General features: G+C 61.4%; 19 protein-coding genes. 13 read left to right on the forward strand and 6 right to left on the reverse strand.

Features of this window, described 5'->3' with window-relative positions; genetic code table 11:
• Nucleotides 1-28 precede the first annotated feature (28 nt).
• The 10 genes from soxR (at nucleotide 29) to AB4O12_RS12820 (ending at nucleotide 7,533) form a co-directional block, all read left to right on the forward strand.
• Nucleotides 29-481: a redox-sensitive transcriptional activator SoxR gene (soxR, locus tag AB4O12_RS12775; RefSeq protein WP_056788635.1), complete on the forward strand. Its 453-nt coding sequence runs from the start codon at nucleotides 29-31 to the stop codon at nucleotides 479-481.
• 112 nt (nucleotides 482-593) lie between these two features.
• Nucleotides 594-1,052, forward strand: a complete 459-nt coding sequence (locus tag AB4O12_RS12780; protein WP_056788589.1) for a VOC family protein — start codon at nucleotides 594-596, stop codon at nucleotides 1,050-1,052.
• Between the two features lie 214 nt (nucleotides 1,053-1,266).
• Nucleotides 1,267-2,466, forward strand: coding sequence for a PepSY-associated TM helix domain-containing protein (locus AB4O12_RS12785; protein WP_016770800.1), 1,200 nt, complete (start codon nucleotides 1,267-1,269; stop codon nucleotides 2,464-2,466).
• The gene (locus AB4O12_RS12790; protein ID WP_252868020.1) at nucleotides 2,463-3,005 is read left to right on the forward strand and encodes a thiamine pyrophosphate-binding protein; all 543 of its coding nucleotides are present in this window, start codon (nucleotides 2,463-2,465) and stop codon (nucleotides 3,003-3,005) included. Before AB4O12_RS12785 ends, AB4O12_RS12790 begins: the two co-directional genes overlap by 4 nt.
• On the forward strand, nucleotides 3,002-3,343 hold the full coding sequence (locus tag AB4O12_RS12795; protein WP_056788584.1) for a hypothetical protein: 342 nt from the start codon (nucleotides 3,002-3,004) through the stop codon (nucleotides 3,341-3,343). The genes AB4O12_RS12790 and AB4O12_RS12795 overlap by 4 nt, the downstream gene beginning before the upstream one ends.
• Nucleotides 3,340-3,915, forward strand: a complete 576-nt coding sequence (locus AB4O12_RS12800; RefSeq protein WP_252884608.1) for a DUF6162 family protein — start codon at nucleotides 3,340-3,342, stop codon at nucleotides 3,913-3,915. The genes AB4O12_RS12795 and AB4O12_RS12800 overlap by 4 nt, the downstream gene beginning before the upstream one ends.
• Before the next feature lie 35 nt (nucleotides 3,916-3,950).
• Nucleotides 3,951-4,880: a metal ABC transporter substrate-binding protein gene (locus AB4O12_RS12805; RefSeq protein WP_056788579.1), complete on the forward strand. Its 930-nt coding sequence runs from the start codon at nucleotides 3,951-3,953 to the stop codon at nucleotides 4,878-4,880.
• Nucleotides 4,877-5,728 carry a metal ABC transporter ATP-binding protein gene (locus AB4O12_RS12810; RefSeq protein ID WP_460062220.1) on the forward strand — a complete coding sequence of 284 codons (852 nt, stop codon included), beginning with the start codon at nucleotides 4,877-4,879 and terminating at the stop codon, nucleotides 5,726-5,728. Before AB4O12_RS12805 ends, AB4O12_RS12810 begins: the two co-directional genes overlap by 4 nt.
• Nucleotides 5,728-6,627, forward strand: a complete 900-nt coding sequence (locus AB4O12_RS12815; RefSeq protein ID WP_007917717.1) for a metal ABC transporter permease — start codon at nucleotides 5,728-5,730, stop codon at nucleotides 6,625-6,627. The genes AB4O12_RS12810 and AB4O12_RS12815 overlap by 1 nt, the downstream gene beginning before the upstream one ends.
• Nucleotides 6,628-7,533, forward strand: coding sequence for a metal ABC transporter substrate-binding protein (locus AB4O12_RS12820; protein WP_460062222.1), 906 nt, complete (start codon nucleotides 6,628-6,630; stop codon nucleotides 7,531-7,533).
• A gap of 176 nt (nucleotides 7,534-7,709) precedes the next feature.
• Here the strand turns inward: AB4O12_RS12820 and AB4O12_RS12825 are convergent, their stop codons facing one another.
• The 5 genes from AB4O12_RS12825 to AB4O12_RS12845 all read right to left on the reverse strand — a co-directional run bounded on the left by AB4O12_RS12825 (nucleotide 7,710) and on the right by AB4O12_RS12845 (nucleotide 12,277).
• Entirely contained in the window at nucleotides 7,710-7,934 is a 225-nt protein-coding gene (locus AB4O12_RS12825) for an MbtH family protein (protein ID WP_041478467.1), read from the reverse strand.
• A gap of 83 nt (nucleotides 7,935-8,017) precedes the next feature.
• Nucleotides 8,018-9,430 (reverse strand): diaminobutyrate--2-oxoglutarate transaminase, encoded by a 1,413-nt coding sequence (locus AB4O12_RS12830; RefSeq protein ID WP_460062224.1) that lies wholly within the window; start codon nucleotides 9,428-9,430, stop codon nucleotides 8,018-8,020.
• A gap of 142 nt (nucleotides 9,431-9,572) precedes the next feature.
• Complete coding sequence (locus AB4O12_RS12835; protein WP_460062227.1) at nucleotides 9,573-10,058, reverse strand: GNAT family N-acetyltransferase; 486 nt, start codon at nucleotides 10,056-10,058, stop codon at nucleotides 9,573-9,575.
• 216 nt (nucleotides 10,059-10,274) lie between these two features.
• Nucleotides 10,275-11,600: an ATP-binding protein gene (locus AB4O12_RS12840; RefSeq protein WP_095182170.1), complete on the reverse strand. Its 1,326-nt coding sequence runs from the start codon at nucleotides 11,598-11,600 to the stop codon at nucleotides 10,275-10,277.
• Nucleotides 11,597-12,277, reverse strand: a complete 681-nt coding sequence (locus AB4O12_RS12845) for a response regulator (RefSeq protein WP_039759813.1) — start codon at nucleotides 12,275-12,277, stop codon at nucleotides 11,597-11,599. Before AB4O12_RS12845 ends, AB4O12_RS12840 begins: the two co-directional genes overlap by 4 nt.
• A 155-nt stretch (nucleotides 12,278-12,432) precedes the next feature.
• On the opposite strand from AB4O12_RS12845, the gene dsbD reads away from it, so the two are divergent.
• From dsbD to dsbG, 3 genes are read left to right on the forward strand one after another with little or no spacing between them, the layout of a single operon-like run.
• Nucleotides 12,433-14,166 carry a protein-disulfide reductase DsbD gene (dsbD, locus tag AB4O12_RS12850; RefSeq protein ID WP_460062231.1) on the forward strand — a complete coding sequence of 578 codons (1,734 nt, stop codon included), beginning with the start codon at nucleotides 12,433-12,435 and terminating at the stop codon, nucleotides 14,164-14,166.
• Complete coding sequence (locus AB4O12_RS12855; RefSeq protein ID WP_236168523.1) at nucleotides 14,166-15,047, forward strand: TlpA disulfide reductase family protein; 882 nt, start codon at nucleotides 14,166-14,168, stop codon at nucleotides 15,045-15,047. Before dsbD ends, AB4O12_RS12855 begins: the two co-directional genes overlap by 1 nt.
• On the forward strand, nucleotides 15,023-15,793 hold the full coding sequence (dsbG, locus tag AB4O12_RS12860) for a thiol:disulfide interchange protein DsbG (RefSeq protein WP_460062234.1): 771 nt from the start codon (nucleotides 15,023-15,025) through the stop codon (nucleotides 15,791-15,793). The genes AB4O12_RS12855 and dsbG overlap by 25 nt, the downstream gene beginning before the upstream one ends.
• A 30-nt stretch (nucleotides 15,794-15,823) precedes the next feature.
• Here dsbG and AB4O12_RS12865 read toward each other — a convergent pair whose 3' ends face one another.
• Nucleotides 15,824-16,852 (reverse strand): ParB/Srx family N-terminal domain-containing protein, encoded by a 1,029-nt coding sequence (locus AB4O12_RS12865; protein ID WP_460062236.1) that lies wholly within the window; start codon nucleotides 16,850-16,852, stop codon nucleotides 15,824-15,826.
• Between the last annotated feature and the right edge of the window lie 20 nt (nucleotides 16,853-16,872).

Raw genomic sequence — 16,872 nt, forward strand, 5'->3', positions numbered from 1 at the left:
TTAAGTCAAGGTCAAGAGCATTTTCAGCATGATCAGCAAAGACCAGGTGCACAAGCCTCTCACCGTGGGTGAGGTTGCGGCGCGCAGTGGCGTCGCGGTCACGGCGCTGCACTTTTATGAAGCCAAAGGTTTGATCAAGAGTGAACGCAATGCCGGCAACCAGCGCCGCTATCCGCGCGCCGTCCTGCGCCGGGTGGCGTTGATCAAAGTCGCGCAACGGCTGGGAATACCGCTGGCGGAAATCGGCGAAGCGCTGAAGATCCTGCCGCAGGATCGCGCGCCATCGGCGGCGGACTGGAAAATGCTGTCTGAACAATGGCAGCGCGAGCTCGACGAACGAATCAGGCAATTGACGCTGATGCGCGATCAGCTCACCGGGTGCATCGGCTGCGGCTGTCTGTCCATGGAAGCGTGTCCGTTACGCAATAAAGGCGACATGCTCGGTGACCGAGGCCCAGGCCCGCACTTTCGCGATGAATGATGATTGCTGCTCGTCGGCGGAAAATCTGTGCAGTAAGGACGGTTCTATAGTGATTGCTCCGGGTAAGTCCGGTGTAACCACATCTGTTGAAAACAAAAACAGGGAGAACGTCATGAGCGTCAAACCCATTCCCGAGGGGTATCACAGCATTACCCCGTATCTCGGCATCCAACAGGCTGCCGAGGCCATCGAGTTCTACAAGAAAGCCTTCAATGCCAGCGAAGTCATGCGCCTGACCATGCCCGACGGCAATATCGGCCACGCCGAACTGCGCATCGGCGACAGCGCGATCATGCTTGGCACCCCTTGTGATCAGGGGCCGTTGAGCAATCCGCAGCAGGCGGTGTCGATCGGCTTGCACCTGTATGTCACCGATGTCGACCAGTCCTTTCAACAAGCGCTGGATGCCGGGGCGCAAAGCGTCTCCGAGGTCAAAGACCAGTTTTATGGTGATCGCAGCGGCACGCTCAGAGATCCGTTCGGCCATCTGTGGTTTCTCGCCACGCACAAAGAGGATCTGAGCGAAGAGCAGATTCGCCAGCGGGCGATGGAGATGTTTAACCAAGGTTGAGGGTTTTTTACCTCGGATCAACCGGCAGAAATACACTGCCGATGTAATTGCGAAACATTTACTTTCATATCCGCTTTCGGGATTTTCTTCGCTCATCCGTCTTATAGGAATGCAGGCCGTTCGCGTAGGCAAAAGCCACGAACGGTCTCCCGGGGAGTTCCGTGCTGCGAAGCCCGTAGCCCGGCCCCTTCCACCGCAATCAAGACGCGCAATCATGTCGAAGAAATCCCGTTCCAAACTGTGGTTCCTGGTGCATAGCTGGCTGGCGTTGCCGATCTGGTTCTTTGTGCTGATCGTCTGTGTCACCGGCACGCTGGCGGTGGTCAGCCAGGAGATTGTCTGGCTGGCCAACCCGCAAATGCGCGCCAGTCAGCCGTCGGACGACGCGCCGCGACTGAGCTACGACCAGATCCTCGCCGCGATCAAACAGGCCGAGCCGCAAACCCTGGTGCAGAGCATCAATCGTCCGGACGAGTCGCACTTTGCCCTCGACGTCGAAGTCAGCTACCCCGACGGGCGCTCGTTGACGGTCTATGTCAATCCGTACACCGGAGTCATTCAGGGCACCGCGCCGGCCTTCGATTTCAAGGCGTTCACCCGCGCCCTGCACGGCTGGTGGCTGGTGCCGTTCACCAACGGCTACAGCTGGGGCTGGTACCTGGTGTCATTGCTCGGCGTGCCGATGCTGGTGTCGCTGATTACCGGGCTGGTGGTCTACAAGCGCTTCTGGAAAGGTTTTTTGCGCCCGACCCTGCGTGTACGCCATGGTGCGCGGATCTTCTGGGGCGACTTCCATCGCCTGTGCGGCATCTGGTCGATCTGGTTCATCGCGGTGATTTCCATCACCGGCATCTGGTTCCTGATCAAAGCGATCCTGTTCGATAACCAGATTTCCATTTCCAGCGAGCCGATCATCCCGGCGATGTCCCGCGAAAGTGTGCCGATCTCGGCAGCCGGCACCCCGCCGCCGCGCATCAGCCTGGATCGCGCAATAGAAATCGCCCAGCAGAAGATTCCGGGGCTGGAGGCCAGTTACGTCAACCTGCCGGGCAATGCCTACTCGCACATGAGCGTCAGCGGCCGTGGCTGGTATCCGCTGATGTATCAGACCGCGACTCTCAACCCGTACAACGGCGAAATGGCTTCCTCACGCTTGCTGTCCGATCGGTCCTCGCTGGAATTCGTCACCGAATCCATGCGCCCGCTGCACACCGGTGACTTCGGTGGAATCTGGATCAAGTTGATCTGGTTCTTCTTCGGTCTGTTGCTGAGCATGATGATCCTCAGCGGCCTGCTGATCTGGACCAAGCGCACCGCGTTGGCCACCGCCAATGCGCTGAAACGCGAGGACAAGAAAAACCGCGTCACCGCCCAACCGGCGCTGCGCCGTGAACCTTCGGAGGCCAGCCTGTGAACAAAGCCATCTCGATCACACCGCCGTCGCGCCTGTCGCGTTTCTGGCACAAGTGGCGCTTCCATATCAACGTTCTGCTGTTGCTGATCCCGCTGGGCTTCATGCCGAAATACTTTGCCGATGCTTCGCTGTTTCGCGGCGACAGCGGCCTGGGCCAGCGTGAAATAGGCACCGTTCAGGTTGGCCCGTGGAGCCTGCGTCTGGCCGAGTTACGCGAAGAGGCGCCGCACCTGAGCGGCCCGGCCGGCTACATGAAGGATTTCACTGCCGCCGTCTGCGACAGCTGTGTCGAACAGGTCAAGGCCACTTACCTGCGCATCGGCAAGCCGCGCAGCCTGCGTGCCGCCGGCACGATCTTCTTCGGTACCCCTTACCGCATGGGCACGCAGATGCCGATCCCGGCAAAGACCAAACCTGACGCCGAGCTGTGGATCACCATGGAAGGCTGGGACGGCAGCATGCACCAAGCCGCGATTCCCCTGAGCCAAGCCTCCCCCGCCACGGTTGCGTGGCTGAACAAACAAGGAGCCAAACCATGACTCGCTCACCCTTCCACCCCCGCCTGCTGGCTGGTGCCGCACTGCTGGTGCTGAGCGCCGGGTTCAGTGCCAGCGCCCTGGCGCACAATCCGATGTGCGAATGCAAAGCCATCGATGCCGAACAGATCAAATGCACCGGCGGTTTCTCCGATGGCAGCGGCGCGCCGGGGGTGACGCTCGACGTGATCGGCTACGACGAAACCATCCTGGTGCCGGGCAAACTGGGCGAAGACTCGACCCTGACGTTCAAGAAGCCCGGCAGCGAGTTCTATGTGCTGTTCGACGCTGGCCCCGGCCACGTTGTGGAAATCGACCAGGCGGATATCGAAGCCCCATGAGTAGCCCGACGACGCAAGTGGTACGCCCGGCCGGCGCCGGTCATGAAACCCTCAACGTGCTGCTGTTGTGCCTGCTGATCCTCGCGGTCGCCGGCTCGGTGGTGGCGTGGCGCGGGGTTTCCCATGAACCGGAGCCGGTCGCCAGCAACCAGTACGACGCCCGCCGCGATCTCAGCGCCGCCGAGCAAGGCATCTATGCCGACCTGCGCGTGACCCTCGACGAAATCCGCTTGTTGCGCGAAGAGCAAAAAGCCCTGCCGACACCACAAATGCTCGCCGAAGAAGGTTTCGCGCCGTTCGCGCAGGATGCCAGTTCAGTCAGCCGTGGCGGTCATGCATGGCAGATGCTCGCCGATCGTGCCTATTTCGGTCGGAGTGCGACGCCTGATGTCGCCGGTTCGTTTTTGATGCGTGTCGGCACTGACGCCAACGCGGCGCCGGACATCTGGCTGAACCGCAGCGCCGACCTCGCGCCTGCGGAGGATCTGTCCGACGCGGCGCTGTCCGCCGCTGGCTGGAAACAGATCGTCGCGCAATTCGATGCCGGGGTTACCCGCGAACATCGCCATTGATTCCTCGCCTTTATCCGAGAGAAGACTGCTTGCCCATGTCCATTTCATCTCCTCGCCGTCCATTGTTACGCCTGTTTCTGCTTGGCCTGTGCGCCTGCCTGTTGAGCCCACTGGCCAGCGCCGAGCAAGGCAAACGCCTGCGCATAGGCATCACTCTGCATCCGTATTACAGCTACGTCGCCAACATCGTCGGCGACAAGGCCGAAGTGGTGCCGCTGATTCCTGCGGGCTTCAATCCGCACGCCTACGAGCCTCGAGCTGAAGACATCAAGCGCATCAGCGGGCTGGACGTGATCGTGCTCAATGGCGTCGGCCATGACGACTTCGCCGACCGGATGATCGCCGCCAGCGAAACGCCCAATGTCAAAACCATCGAAGCCAACGAGAATGTGCCGTTGCTGGCGGCCACCGGTGTCGCTGCGCGCGGCGCTGGCAAAGTGGTCAATCCGCACACGTTCCTGTCGATAAGCGCCTCCATCGCCCAGGTCAACAACATCGCCCGCGAGCTGGGCAAGATCGATCCGGACAACGCCAAGACCTACACCCAGAACGCGCGTGCCTATGGCAAACGCCTGCGGCAGATGCGCGCCGACGCTTTGGCCAAACTGACCCAGGCACCGAACGCAGAACTGCGCGTGGCCACGGTGCATGCGGCTTACGACTATCTGTTGCGTGAATTCGGTCTGGAAGTGACGGCCGTGGTCGAGCCCGCCCACGGCATCGAGCCAAGCCCAAGTCAGCTGAAAAAGACCATCGACCAGCTGCGCGAGCTCGACGTGAAAGTGATTTTCTCGGAAATGGATTTCCCGTCCAGCTACGTCGACACCATCCAGCGCGAATCCGGGGTGAAGCTGTACCCGCTGTCGCACATTTCCTACGGCGAATACACCGCCGACAAGTACGAAAAGGAAATGACCGGCAACCTCAACACCGTGGTTCGGGCGATTCAGGAGTCAGGGGCATGACGTCGAAAGAAACCCTGATCCCTGACAACACCAATAACCCGGTGGGAGCGAGCCTGCTCGCGAAGGCGCCGGATCAGGCAACATCTTCGTTGAATGACACACCGCATTCGCGAGCAGGCTCGCTCCCACAGGGGATAACCGGGCCGACGCTGGAGTTTGCGGATATCAGCCTGACCTTGGGCCGCACGACGATTCTCGACAAGGTCAGCTTCCAGGTGCAGCCCGGCAGCGTGCATGCGCTGGTCGGCCCCAATGGCGGTGGTAAAAGTTCGCTGATCAAGACCCTGCTCGGGCAGATGCCGCATCAGGGCCAGCTCAGCCTGCACTGGCCCGGCGAGCCCGGTACCATTGGTTACGTCCCGCAGGCGCTGGAGTTCGATCGCGGCTTGCCGATGACCGTCGACGATTTCATGGCCGCCATGTGTCAACGCCGTCCGGCCTTTCTCGGTTTGAGCAAACACTACGCCGGTGCCATCGGCGAGGCGCTGGCACGGGTCGGCATGCAGGACAAGCGCAAGCGGCGCATGGGCGCGCTGTCCGGTGGTGAGCGGCAGCGGGTACTGCTCGCGCAGGGCTTGATCCCGGCACCGCAATTGCTGGTGCTCGACGAGCCGATGTCGGCCCTCGATGAGGCCGGGATCCAGGTGTTCGAACGTCTGCTCACTGACTGGCGCGCGGCGGGCATCACCGTGCTGTGGATCGAGCATGATCTGGAAGCGGTGGGTCGGCTGGCCGATCGGGTCACCGGTCTCAACCGCCGCGTGCTGTTCGATGCCACACCGCAACAGGCACTGACTCCGGAGCGTCTGCTGACGCTGTTTTCCACCCATCCACGGAGCGCGGTCTGATGAGTTACGAAGCCTTTCGTTTGATGGTCCAGGGTTGGGCGTCTTCCGGTTATCTGCCGGAAGCGCTGGCCTACGGTTTTGTCGTCAACGCCCTGCTCGCCGGCCTGCTGATCGGCCCGGTGCTGGGCGGGCTCGGCACGCTGGTGGTGGTCAAGCGCTTTGCATTCTTTTCCGAAGCAGTCGGCCATGCCGCGTTGACCGGTGTCGCCATCGGCATTCTGCTCGGCGAACCCTACACCGGCCCGTACGGCAGCCTGTTCGGCTACTGCCTGCTGTTCGGCATCCTGCTCAATTACCTGCGCAACCGCACCGGGCTGGCGCCGGATACGCTGATCGGTGTGTTTCTCTCGGTGTCGCTGGCACTGGGCGCGAGCCTGCTGCTGATTCTCGCCGGCAAGATCAACGTGCACATTCTGGAAAACGTGTTGTTCGGTTCGGTATTGACCGTCAACGGCAATGATCTGGCGGTGCTGGCGATCGTCGGTTCGCTGGTCATGGCCCTCGCCCTGCCGCTGTACAACCGCATCATGCTCGCCAGTTTCAATCCGCAACTGGCGGCGGTGCGTGGCGTAGCGGTCAAGACCCTGGATTACCTGTTCGTGATTCTGGTGACCCTGATCACCGTCGCCGCCGTGAAGGTGATTGGCGCGATTCTGGTCGGTGCCTTGCTGGTGATTCCGGCGGCAGCGGCGCGCTTGCTTAGCCAGTCGCTCAAAGGTTTTTTCTGGTGTTCGGTGCTGATCGCTACCGTCAGTACGCTGTGCGGGATTCTCGCGCCGATCGTCTTCGACCTGCCGATCCCGTCCGGCGCCGCGATCATTCTGGTCGCCGGCATCGCTTTTGCCCTCGCCGCCATCGCGCGCGGCGTCGTCCCCAGCCTGAAAGGGAATCTTGGATAAATGGCTTTTTCACTGCGTAACCTGACTCTGGCCATGGCCCTGTGTGGCATGGTCTGCACCCCGCTGCTGGCGGCTGAAAGCGCGAAACCCTTGCGCGTCCTGGCCTCGTTGCCGATCACCTATGGATTGGGCGAAGCATTGCTCAAGGGTACCGACGTCAACCTCGAACGCGCAGCACCGGCCAACCTGCCCGGCAGCCGCCAGACTGCGTACTTCACCGGCCGTGGCGCTCCGGCGCTGAGCAAACTGGCCACCGACGCGGACGCGGTGATCGGTCTGCGCTCATTGTGGGCAGATGACCCGCTGTACCCGATCGCGCGGCGCAGCAATATTCGTATCGTCGAAGTCGACGCTGCGCGCCCGGTCGACGGCGCGCTGCCCGGCATTGCCGTGCAACCGGGCCTGCTGGTTGATGGCCTGAACAGTCAGCCATGGCTGGCGAGCAACAATATGGGGCGCATGGCCGATGTGATGGCCGCGGACCTCGTGCGCCTGGCACCGAGCGCCAAACCTGCGATCGAAGCCAACCTGGCGGCGTTGAAACAGCGTCTGCTGAAACTCAGCGCAGACACCGAAGGGCGTCTGGCCGAGGCGGACAACCTGAGTGTGATGAGCCTGAGCGATCACTTCGGCTATCTGATTGGCAGCCTCAACCTTGAACTGGCTGGACAGGACGCACGGCCTGATGCCGAGTGGACGCCAGATGAATTGAAGAAGCTGACAGCGACGCTCAAGGACAATGACGTGGCGGTGGTGCTGCACCATCGCCAGCCAGCGGAGCCGGTGAAAGCGGCGATTGCTGAATCCGGCAGCCGTCTGGTGGTGTTGAGTACCGACGCGGCGGATCCGCTGGCGGAGCTGGAGGGGAATGTGGATTTGTTGCTCAAGGGGTTGAGCGGAGCGTAGTTTCAGTAAGTCCGCGTAATCGTTCTTCGCGAGCAGGCTCGCTCCCACAGTTGAAATGCGATCCCCTGTGGGAGCGAGCCTGCTCGCGAAGAGGCCCGCACCCACAACGTCACTCTCCAGACATGAAAAAACCCGCTGACCCTCACTGGTCCAGCGGGTTTTTTATGCCCGGTCGCTTATTGGGCCGCGACTTGCGCATCCATCTTCTGGCGCAGGCTCAACGGGCGCATGTCGGTCCAGACTTCTTCGATATAGGCCAGGCACTCCTTTTTCAGGCCGCTCTTGCCCACGGTGCGCCAGCCTTCCGGCACGGCTTTGTAATCGGGCCAGATCGAGTATTGCTCTTCGTGGTTGACCACGACCTGAAAGAGGATGTCCTCGCGGTCGAATACTGACGTCATGCTGGTTCTCCATCGTTGTAAGGTCGGCTGCACAACGGATGCAGCCGGGGTATGTAGAAAGAACGTTCGCCGCGCCGAAAAATTTACAGCGTGGCGGCGGCAGCGGCCAATGCGCGTCTGAAGATCTCGGCCACCCGATCGATTTCCGCGGCAGTGATCACCAGCGGCGGCAGGAAGCGCACCACCGCGCCATGGCGGCCGCCGAGTTCCAGAATCAGCCCGCGCTTGAGACATTCGCGTTGCACCAACGGCGCCAGACGCGCAAATGCTGGCGGATGACCGAGCGCATCGGGCGCGCCGTTCGGGTCGACCAGTTCGACGCCGAGCATCAGGCCTCGACCACGGATATCGCCCAGTTGCGGGAAGTCGCGTTGCAGGATGTGCAGATGTTCGCTGAGCCGATCACCCATGGCAGCGGCGTGTTCACAGACCTTGTGCTCTACCAGATAACGCATCACCGCTGAACCGGCGGCCATGGCCATCTGATTGCCACGGAACGTGCCGGCATGGGCGCCCGGTTGCCAAGTGTCGAGCCAGTCGCGGTACACCACCACCGCCAAGGGCAGGCTGCCACCGATGGCTTTGGACAACACCACCACATCCGGAACGATGCCCGCATGTTCAAAGGCAAACATCTTGCCGGTGCGGGCGAACCCGCTCTGGATCTCATCAACGATCAGCGCCACCCCGGCCCTTTCGGTAATTCGGCGCAAGCCACGCAACCACTCGATATCGGCCGGAATCACCCCGCCCTCGCCCTGCACCGCTTCGACGATCACCGCCGCCGGCAATTGCACGCCAGCCTCGGGATCGTTGAGCAGGCTTTCCAGATAACTCAGATTGGCGTTGACGCCCGCCGCGCCGCCGAGGCCGAACGGGCAACGGTAGTCGTAGGGGAACGGCATGAACTGCACGCCATTGCTGAGCAAGGCACCCAGTGGTTTTTTCGGCCCCAGGCTGCCCATCAGGCTCAACGCACCCTGACTCATGCCGTGATAACCGCCGGAAAATGACAGCACAGTACTGCGGCCAGTGGCCGTGCGCACCAGTTTCAGCGCTGCTTCCACGGCGTCGGTGCCGGTCGGGCCGCAGAACTGGATTTTCGCCTGCGCCGCCAGCTCCGTCGGCAGCAGTCCGAACAGATCCTGGACGAATTGATCCTTGACCGGCGTGGTCAGGTCGAGGGTGTGCAGCGGCAACTCATCGGCGAGCACTTGCTGGATCGCCTCGATTACCACCGGATGGTTATGCCCCAGCGCCAACGTGCCGGCCCCAGCCAGGCAGTCGATGAAGGTACGCCCTTCGACATCCTCGACATACAGGCCCTTGGCACGCTTGAGCGCCAGCGGAATACGCCGAGGATAGCTGCGCGCGTTGGACTCCTGACGACTCTGGCGCGCCAGTAACGGGGATTCGTTGAATTCGTATAACGTTTCTGCCGGCGCCGAGGCGACCCGGGCCGACGACGCTTCGATAAGACTGGTGGCGACTGACATCTCTCGACCCCTCAATTCGCTATGGATAGTGACCAGAACAGCACACCGACAGGTGCGCGTTCCGGTCGCGGGGCGCACTTGCAGGTTTTCCTGTTCTGGAAACGCTTCAGCGCGGTGCGGATTTACACCCTTGATCGAGTTGTCAGGCCGGTGAGGACAAAGGTTTGTGCAGCGGCACGGTCTGCACGCCGGTGGAGAGGCCGGGTGGCGCTGCCTGTTGGTAACCCAGGTGCCGATAGAACGCCTCGGCGGTGCGGGTGCTGTTGAGGTGAACATGCTGCACACCACGAATGCGCAACCAGCCCTCGAGATTGTGCATCAGCGCCCTGCCGACGCCCCGGCGAAAGGATTCCGGCTGGACGTAACACAGCTGGATTTCGCCACTGACCCGGGCCATGCCGACACCGACCGGTTTGTCTTCGAACGAAGCGATACAGAGATAAAAGTGTGGGTCGGCGAGCCGGCTACTGATGAAATCGGCGGAGGAGCGGTTGAGCCAGTCGCTGACCAGAAGTGGATGGTTGCGGTGATCGAGTGCACATCCGATACGGATCGAGCGCTCGACAATACGGTTGATGATGCCGGTGTCGGCCAGAGTGGCCGAACGAACGCAGACGGGTGCTTCCATGGCGCAGTTCCCTCAATCCTTTGAGTCAAAGCTGCGTTGACCTTAGCCCCGCCCCTGGCGAATAGCGAACGCCGAGAAGTTACATTTGATGTGGAAGAACGTGATCATTTGTGGGAGCGAGCCTGCTCGCGAGAGCGTCAGGCCAGTCAACGTCGATGTTGAATGACTTACCGCATTCGCGAGCAGGCTCGCTCCCACAGGGGATCTGAGGTGAGATCAGAGGGCTTGCAACGGCATGGTCAGTTCGACCCGCAGGCCATCCGGGCGGCTGTCGAAATGCAGGGCACAATCACAGCGCTGAACGATCGCCTGAACAATCGCCAGCCCCAGCCCGCAGCCGGTGCTCTGCCCGTTGCGCCAGAAGCGCTGGGTCAGATGTTGCAAGTCATCCGGCGCAATGCCCGGGCCATGGTCGCGCACGACAAAACGCACACGATTGCCGATGCTCTCCAGGCTAACCTCGACCGCACAATCTTCTGACGTGTGGCGCAGGGCGTTGTCGAGCAGGTTGCGCAATGCAGCAATCGCCAGCACGGCAGGCATTTGCAGAGGCGCGGCGGACAGATCGTCAGGCACGTGCAGTTTGATCCGCAGCCGTTCACCGCCAGTGGCGTCCTGGATCGCCAGTCTGGCCACTTGTTCGGCGCTGCATTGCGAGCCGTCATCAAACGACAGACTGCCTTCGACCCGCGCCAGCAACAGCAATTGCTCAAGGGTGCGATGCAAGCGATCGGCGCCCTCCTCGGCGCGCGCGAGCGACTGATCGCGGGCGCTGCCGTCGGTCATGCGCGCCACTTGCAGGTGGGTCTTGATCGCCGTCAGCGGACTGCGCAGTTCATGCGCGGCGTCGCCGGTCAGACGACGTTCACGTTCGATGGTCTTGCCGATGCGTTGAAACAACTGATTCTGAGTTTCCAGCAACGGCTTCAATTCGCTGGGAAACGCCTGCAACTGCAATGGTTCAAGAGAGTCGGCATTGCGCCGCATCAGCGCCTCGCGCAGACGATTGAGCGGCGCCAGGCCCTGACCGATGCCCAGCCACAGCAGGCACAGGCAACCCAGCAAGGCCACACCGACCGGCACCGAAGCAGCGAGCAGAATCGACATGTTCAAGGCTTCGCGCTCGATCTGCCGATCCGCCGTAGTGATGCGCACATCGCCGCGGGCCAGGGTGAAGCTGCGCCACGGTGCGCCGTCGATCATCTGATCGTGGAAGCCCATTTTCTCGGCTTCCAGCGCTTGCTCGGGGTTGTTATGGCTTCGCGCGAGTATCTCGCCGCGCAATGAGCTGACCTGACAGGCCATGCCGCCGGGAATGTTCAACTGTTCAGCACTGAAGTGGGTGCCCTCGCCCTTGCTTGGCAGCGTCGGCAATTGCTCGAGCAAACCGGCGACCATGCGCGCTGAGGCAACCAGGCGCTGGTCGAGGGAAAACATCATCTGATTGCGCAGATCGCTGAGCATCCACGCCGCCGCCAACGCCCAGATCAGCGCGAACGCCGCGCCAAGCGTCAGGCTCAGGCGCAGGCGCAGACTCATCATTTGCCTTGCTCTGCGCCATCGGCAGGCCCGAGGCGATAGCCCAGACCGCGCACGGTTTCAACGATGCCTTTGCCAAGCTTGCTGCGCAGATGATGGATATGCACGTTCAGCGCGTTGCTTTCCAGTTCGTCGTTAAAGCCGTAGACGCTGTCCTTCAGTTGCTCGGTGGACAGCACCCGGCCGCGATTGTGCAGCAGCGCCTGCAACAGCGACTGCTCACGGCGCGACAGGTCCACCGGTTGCCCGGCCAGACGGGTTTCGCGGCTGCTCGGGTCGTAGGTCAGCGCGCCGTGCTCAATCAGATTGACACTGCGCCCGGCCACGCGGCGCAGCAGGGTTTGCAGGCGAGCGAACAGTTCGCGCAGGTCGAAAGGCTTGAGCAGATAGTCGTCGGCGCCGGCCTGCAGACCATCGACACGATCGGTCACCGAGTCACGGGCAGTGAGGATGAGAACCGGGATTTCCAGGCCGCTCTGCCGCAACTGTTGCAGCAACTTGAGGCCATCTTCGTCCGGCAGGCCGAGATCGAGCACCATCACATCGAATTCGGCGACCTTGAGCATCGCCCGCGCCTTGGACGCGGTGTTGACGTGCTCGACGGTCAGGCCCTGGGCGGTGAGGCCGGCAACGATGCCGCTGGCAATCAGCTCGTCGTCTTCGCAAACCAGTACGTGCATGGTGAATCCCACAGGAAAAAGGCGGATTAGGCAGTTGGCCGATTAAGCTGACATTATGGCGCCCAACGTCACTGCGACAAGGGCATGGCGGTTAATCATCGGTTAATCGCCGCTGCCCATTGTGCACCTCACTTGCACAGGGACAAGGCTTCTCCATGCGTCATTTTTTTGTTTTGTTTGCGTTACTGATCTCGGGCCTGGCCCAGGCTGGAAACAATCCTTTCGATACGAAACCGGACTTCTTGCCGGTCGACCAAGCGTTCGTGTTGACTTCCGAGCGTCTGGATTCAGGCGAAACCCAGCTGTTCTGGCAGATCACTGACGGCTACTACCTGTATCAGAAACGCCTGAAATTCGATGGACTGGCCGCCGATCAGCAGCCGGTGTTGCCTGAAGGCGAATCCCACAGCGATGAGTTCTTCGGCGAGCAGCCGGTCTATCGCCAAGGGCTTGAAGTGAAAATCCCGGCGGCGGCCAGCGGTCAGATCAAAGTCAGTTATCAGGGCTGCGCCGATGCCGGTCTGTGTTATCCACCGCAAACCAGGGTGATCGATCTGGGTGGCAAAGCCGCAGCAGTAACGGGCGCTGAAGCCCCGGATCAGGCTTTGGCCAGCAGTCTGCAACAACGGGCGCTGGGCTGGAGTCTGCTGGTGTTCTTCGGACTCGGCCTGCTGTTGGCGTTTACCCCGTGTTCGCTGCCGATGCTGCCGATTCTGGCGGGGATGATCGTCGGCAGTGGCGCCACACCACGGCGCGGGTTTGCCTTGGCCAGCAGCTACGTGATCTGCATGGCACTGGTCTATGCGGCGATGGGCGTGATTGCTGCGCTGCTCGGTGCAAACCTGCAGGCGTGGTTGCAGAATCCTTGGTTGCTCGGCGCATTTGCCGCCATTTTCGTGGTGCTGGCATTGCCGATGTTCGGCTTCTTCGAACTGCAACTGCCGGTGGCCCTGCGTGATCGCCTTGAACATGCGTCGCGCAGCCGCAGCGGCGGCAGCCTGATCGGCGCCGGCGTGCTGGGCGCATTGTCCGGTCTGTTGGTCGGGCCGTGCATGACCGCGCCACTGGCCGGCGCGCTGCTGTACATCGCGCAGAGCGGTAACGCGTTGCACGGCGGTCTGATTCTGTTTGCACTGGGCATCGGCATCGGTGTGCCGCTGTTGCTGCTGGTCACTGTGGGCAACCGTTTCCTGCCGAAACCCGGCGCGTGGATGAATCTGCTCAAGGGCATATTCGGCTTCCTCTTTCTTGCCACTGCATTGTTGATGCTGCGCCCGGTACTGGACCCGTCGTTGTGGCTGGGGCTGTGCGGCGCTCTGCTGTTGATCGCCGCTTACAGCGCTTGGAAACAATCCGAAGGTTTTGGCCGCGTCGCACAGATGTTTGGCGCGCTGTCCCTGTTGCTCGGTTTGTGGGGCAGCTTGTTGGTGATCGGTGCGGCGGGCGGCAGTGATGATCCGTATCAGCCATTGCAGGTCTACAGCGCCGGCCCTGTCGCCAGCGCGGCGCCGACGGGTCACGATTCCTTCACCACGATCAAGGAACCTGCCGCCCTGCAACGCGAACTCGATGCGGCCAAGGCTCAAGGCCAGTGGGTACTGCTCGATTACTACGCCGACTGGTGCGTGTCGTGCAAGGTCATGGAGAAGAAGGTGTTCGGTGAAGCCAAGGTCATGCAGGCCCTGAGCGATGTGCGCCTGCTGCGCCTGGATGTGACCGCCGACAACGCTGCCAGCCGCGAGCTGCTCAGTCGCTATAAAGTGCCGGGGCCGCCGACGTTCATCTGGATCGGCGCTGACGGCGAAGAACGCCGCAGCCAGCGCATCACCGGCGAGGTCGATGCCGAGACCTTCCTGCAACGCTGGTCCACCACCCGAGACGCCAACTGATGCTGACGTTCACCCTCGGCACTTTCGCCATCGCGCTCAATCACCTGCTGCTGATCAGTGCTCTGGCACTGGCGACGTTTGTCGGCTGGCGAGTGGCCAAGCGCGGCGGCGAGAACCCCGAGTCAGCGCTGTTCAGTCTGTTCTTGATGGGCATGCTTGCGGCGCGCATTGCGTTTGTCGCGCTGTACTGGTCGCACTATCGCAATGACCCGTGGCAGATCATCGATCTGCGCGACGGCGGTTTCCTCGCCTGGCCCGGAGTGATCGTGCTGTTGCTGGCGGCGTTGTATCGCGGCTGGCGCCGGCCCGCTTTGCGTCGCCCGCTGGGTTTCGGCGTGGTCAGTGGCGTGGCGTTCTGGCTGCTTGCCACCCTGTCGCTGAATATCTACGAACAGGGCACCCGGCTGCCGGATATTGCCCTGCGCAACGCCGCCGGGGAAAAGATCAAGCTCAGCGACTATCAGGGCGGCCCGCTGGTGATCAACCTGTGGGCGACCTGGTGCCCGCCGTGCCGGCGAGAAATGCCAGTGCTGGAAAACGCCCAGCAACAGCGCCCTGATCTGACGTTCTTGTTCGTCAATCAGGCCGAAAGCATGCAAAGCGTGGCGACGTTCCTGGAAACCCAGGGCCTGAGCCTGAACAACGTGCTGTTCGACCGCGGCGGCCGTCTCGGTCAGGCCGTGGGTTCCATGGCGTTACCGACTACGCTGTTCTATAGCCCGGACGGTCGCTTGCTGACCAGTCACCTCGGCGAACTGTCGAACGCCAGCCTGGCCCGCGCCCTGGAAACCTTCGACACTTCACCTTCAAGCCCGAATCAGGCCGTTGCCCCGGCCAACTCTGCAAGGAAACTGCCATGCCCCGCCTCCGCCACCTGCTGACGCTGACCACGGGCACTGCCCTGCTGCACTTGCCGCCGGTGCAGGCCGCTGAAGAACTACCCGCAGCGATCAAAAAAATCGAAGCCAAGGGCGCGAAGATCGTCGGCCAGTTCGACGCCCCTGATGGCCTGCGCGGGTACGCCGCGCAATACCAGAATCGCGGCATGGCGCTGTACCTGACCCCGGACGGCAAACACGTCGTGGTGGGTAATCTATACGACGCCGACGGCAAGGACCTGAGCAGCGAGCCGTTGCAGAAACTGGTCTACGCACCGATGTCCAAGGAAGTCTGGGCCAAGTTCGAGGCGAGCAACTGGATTCAGGACGGCAACAAGGATGCACCGCGCACGGTGTACCTGTTCAGCGATCCGAACTGCCCGTACTGCAACATGTTCTGGGAACAGGCGCGACCATGGGTCAAGGCCGGCAAAGTGCAACTGCGCCACATCATGGTCGGCATCATCCGCGAAGACAGCCCGGGCAAGTCAGCCGCACTGCTGGCGGCGAAAGACCCGGCCAAGGCCCTGCAAGATCATGAGAGCGCCGGTAAGAGCAGCGCCCTCAAGGCTTTGAAAGACATTCCGGTCGCCGTGCAAACCAGACTCGCGGCCAACATGCAGTTGATGGAAGACCTCGAACTGCAAGCCACCCCGGCGATTTTCTATATGGATGACAAAGGTGAACTGCAACAGCAGCAAGGCGCGCCATCGCCGGACAAGCTGGTGAAGATTCTCGGGCCGAAATAGTCTTCACAACCACTGACCGGTGCGGGTCTATCAGTACTCACACCGCTCGATAATGTCCTGCAAGTGCTCGGTGTTTCCCTGTTCCGTGAGAAAGCTTGTCACCTCAGCGCACCACGCTTGGTCTGAGGAAATACCGGCCCAGGCGTGCGTCCCCGCCCAATGCCAGGGACGGTCGTCAAACGTATTGATCAGCGCCTGATTGAATGTGTGAACGTTGAACTTGGGATTTCTCGCGTTCTGCAACATCAACGAACCGAACACGCGCTGTTGCGTTGCTTCGCATGGTTTGATTTGCTGGGCTTTGGTCGAGCTCAGGACAATGAAATCAGGTTTGACACCTTCATCGAGCGCGGCCTGCAATCTGTAATGTCCATCGATGATCACGTAAGAACACAGTCCGCCCACATACCAGAGCAGAATCGGCGGCAAGCTGCCCTCCCTGGCTTTTTTGCGCCACCATTTGAGGCGACCTGCAAAAGGGTCCACCGTGTGCAGACCGATCAAGTGTCCCAAATCCCAATCAAGCCAATGCACGGTATGCGGTTGCACATTGTCGAGAATGCCCTCGCCGCGCGCGTACCAGTTGGGCAGATGGCTGGACGCCTCGGCCGGGGTGGAAAAATACCAGCCATCCGGACCGGCAACGGGTTTGTATCGGCTAACTGCTGGCAATAAAGGGCGCGCCACCCAGTGGCCGGGATAGAGAAAGTCCGCCTGATTGTTCATCAACTGGTTGATGAAATAGCGACACCAGCGCGGGAAGCGCTCTTGGACGGGTAATTCAAAGTGCTCCTGAACGTCAGCCGAAACGATGGGGGGCACGGATGGCGATTCCAGTTGAACGGGCCGCGGATTGCGAACCAGCCAAGCACCGTAATATGAGGTGGCAATGGTCGCCCAGAAGAGTGGGCTTTCATTGAGCATCAACTTCATCCGCCCGTTGTTGCCACTTTGCAGATGAAGCGGCGGTTTGCTTGATTTCGGTCGGTTGACCTCAATACTCAACCCGACCCACTTGTCCTCAAGATCCCTGAGGTCACGCCACCAGAACTGTTGCACGTCATTCCCTTATCAAATGC

Source organism: Pseudomonas sp. S2_A05, assembly GCF_054668485.1.

Coding starts and splice junctions, on each gene's coding strand:
- AB4O12_RS12855 (WP_236168523.1), top strand. CDS start 14,166: ATGCTGACGTTCACCCTCGGCACTTTCGCCATCGCGCTCAATCACCTG.
- AB4O12_RS12795 (WP_056788584.1), top strand. CDS start 3,002: ATGACTCGCTCACCCTTCCACCCCCGCCTGCTGGCTGGTGCCGCACTG.
- AB4O12_RS12840 (WP_095182170.1), bottom strand. CDS start 11,600: ATGATGAGTCTGCGCCTGCGCCTGAGCCTGACGCTTGGCGCGGCGTTC.
- AB4O12_RS12780 (WP_056788589.1), top strand. CDS start 594: ATGAGCGTCAAACCCATTCCCGAGGGGTATCACAGCATTACCCCGTAT.
- AB4O12_RS12785 (WP_016770800.1), top strand. CDS start 1,267: ATGTCGAAGAAATCCCGTTCCAAACTGTGGTTCCTGGTGCATAGCTGG.
- dsbG (WP_460062234.1), top strand. CDS start 15,023: ATGCCCCGCCTCCGCCACCTGCTGACGCTGACCACGGGCACTGCCCTG.
- AB4O12_RS12820 (WP_460062222.1), top strand. CDS start 6,628: ATGGCTTTTTCACTGCGTAACCTGACTCTGGCCATGGCCCTGTGTGGC.
- AB4O12_RS12810 (WP_460062220.1), top strand. CDS start 4,877: ATGACGTCGAAAGAAACCCTGATCCCTGACAACACCAATAACCCGGTG.
- AB4O12_RS12845 (WP_039759813.1), bottom strand. CDS start 12,277: ATGCACGTACTGGTTTGCGAAGACGACGAGCTGATTGCCAGCGGCATC.
- AB4O12_RS12825 (WP_041478467.1), bottom strand. CDS start 7,934: ATGACGTCAGTATTCGACCGCGAGGACATCCTCTTTCAGGTCGTGGTC.
- AB4O12_RS12835 (WP_460062227.1), bottom strand. CDS start 10,058: ATGGAAGCACCCGTCTGCGTTCGTTCGGCCACTCTGGCCGACACCGGC.
- soxR (WP_056788635.1), top strand. CDS start 29: ATGATCAGCAAAGACCAGGTGCACAAGCCTCTCACCGTGGGTGAGGTT.
- AB4O12_RS12815 (WP_007917717.1), top strand. CDS start 5,728: ATGAGTTACGAAGCCTTTCGTTTGATGGTCCAGGGTTGGGCGTCTTCC.
- AB4O12_RS12830 (WP_460062224.1), bottom strand. CDS start 9,430: ATGTCAGTCGCCACCAGTCTTATCGAAGCGTCGTCGGCCCGGGTCGCC.
- dsbD (WP_460062231.1), top strand. CDS start 12,433: ATGCGTCATTTTTTTGTTTTGTTTGCGTTACTGATCTCGGGCCTGGCC.
- AB4O12_RS12805 (WP_056788579.1), top strand. CDS start 3,951: ATGTCCATTTCATCTCCTCGCCGTCCATTGTTACGCCTGTTTCTGCTT.
- AB4O12_RS12800 (WP_252884608.1), top strand. CDS start 3,340: ATGAGTAGCCCGACGACGCAAGTGGTACGCCCGGCCGGCGCCGGTCAT.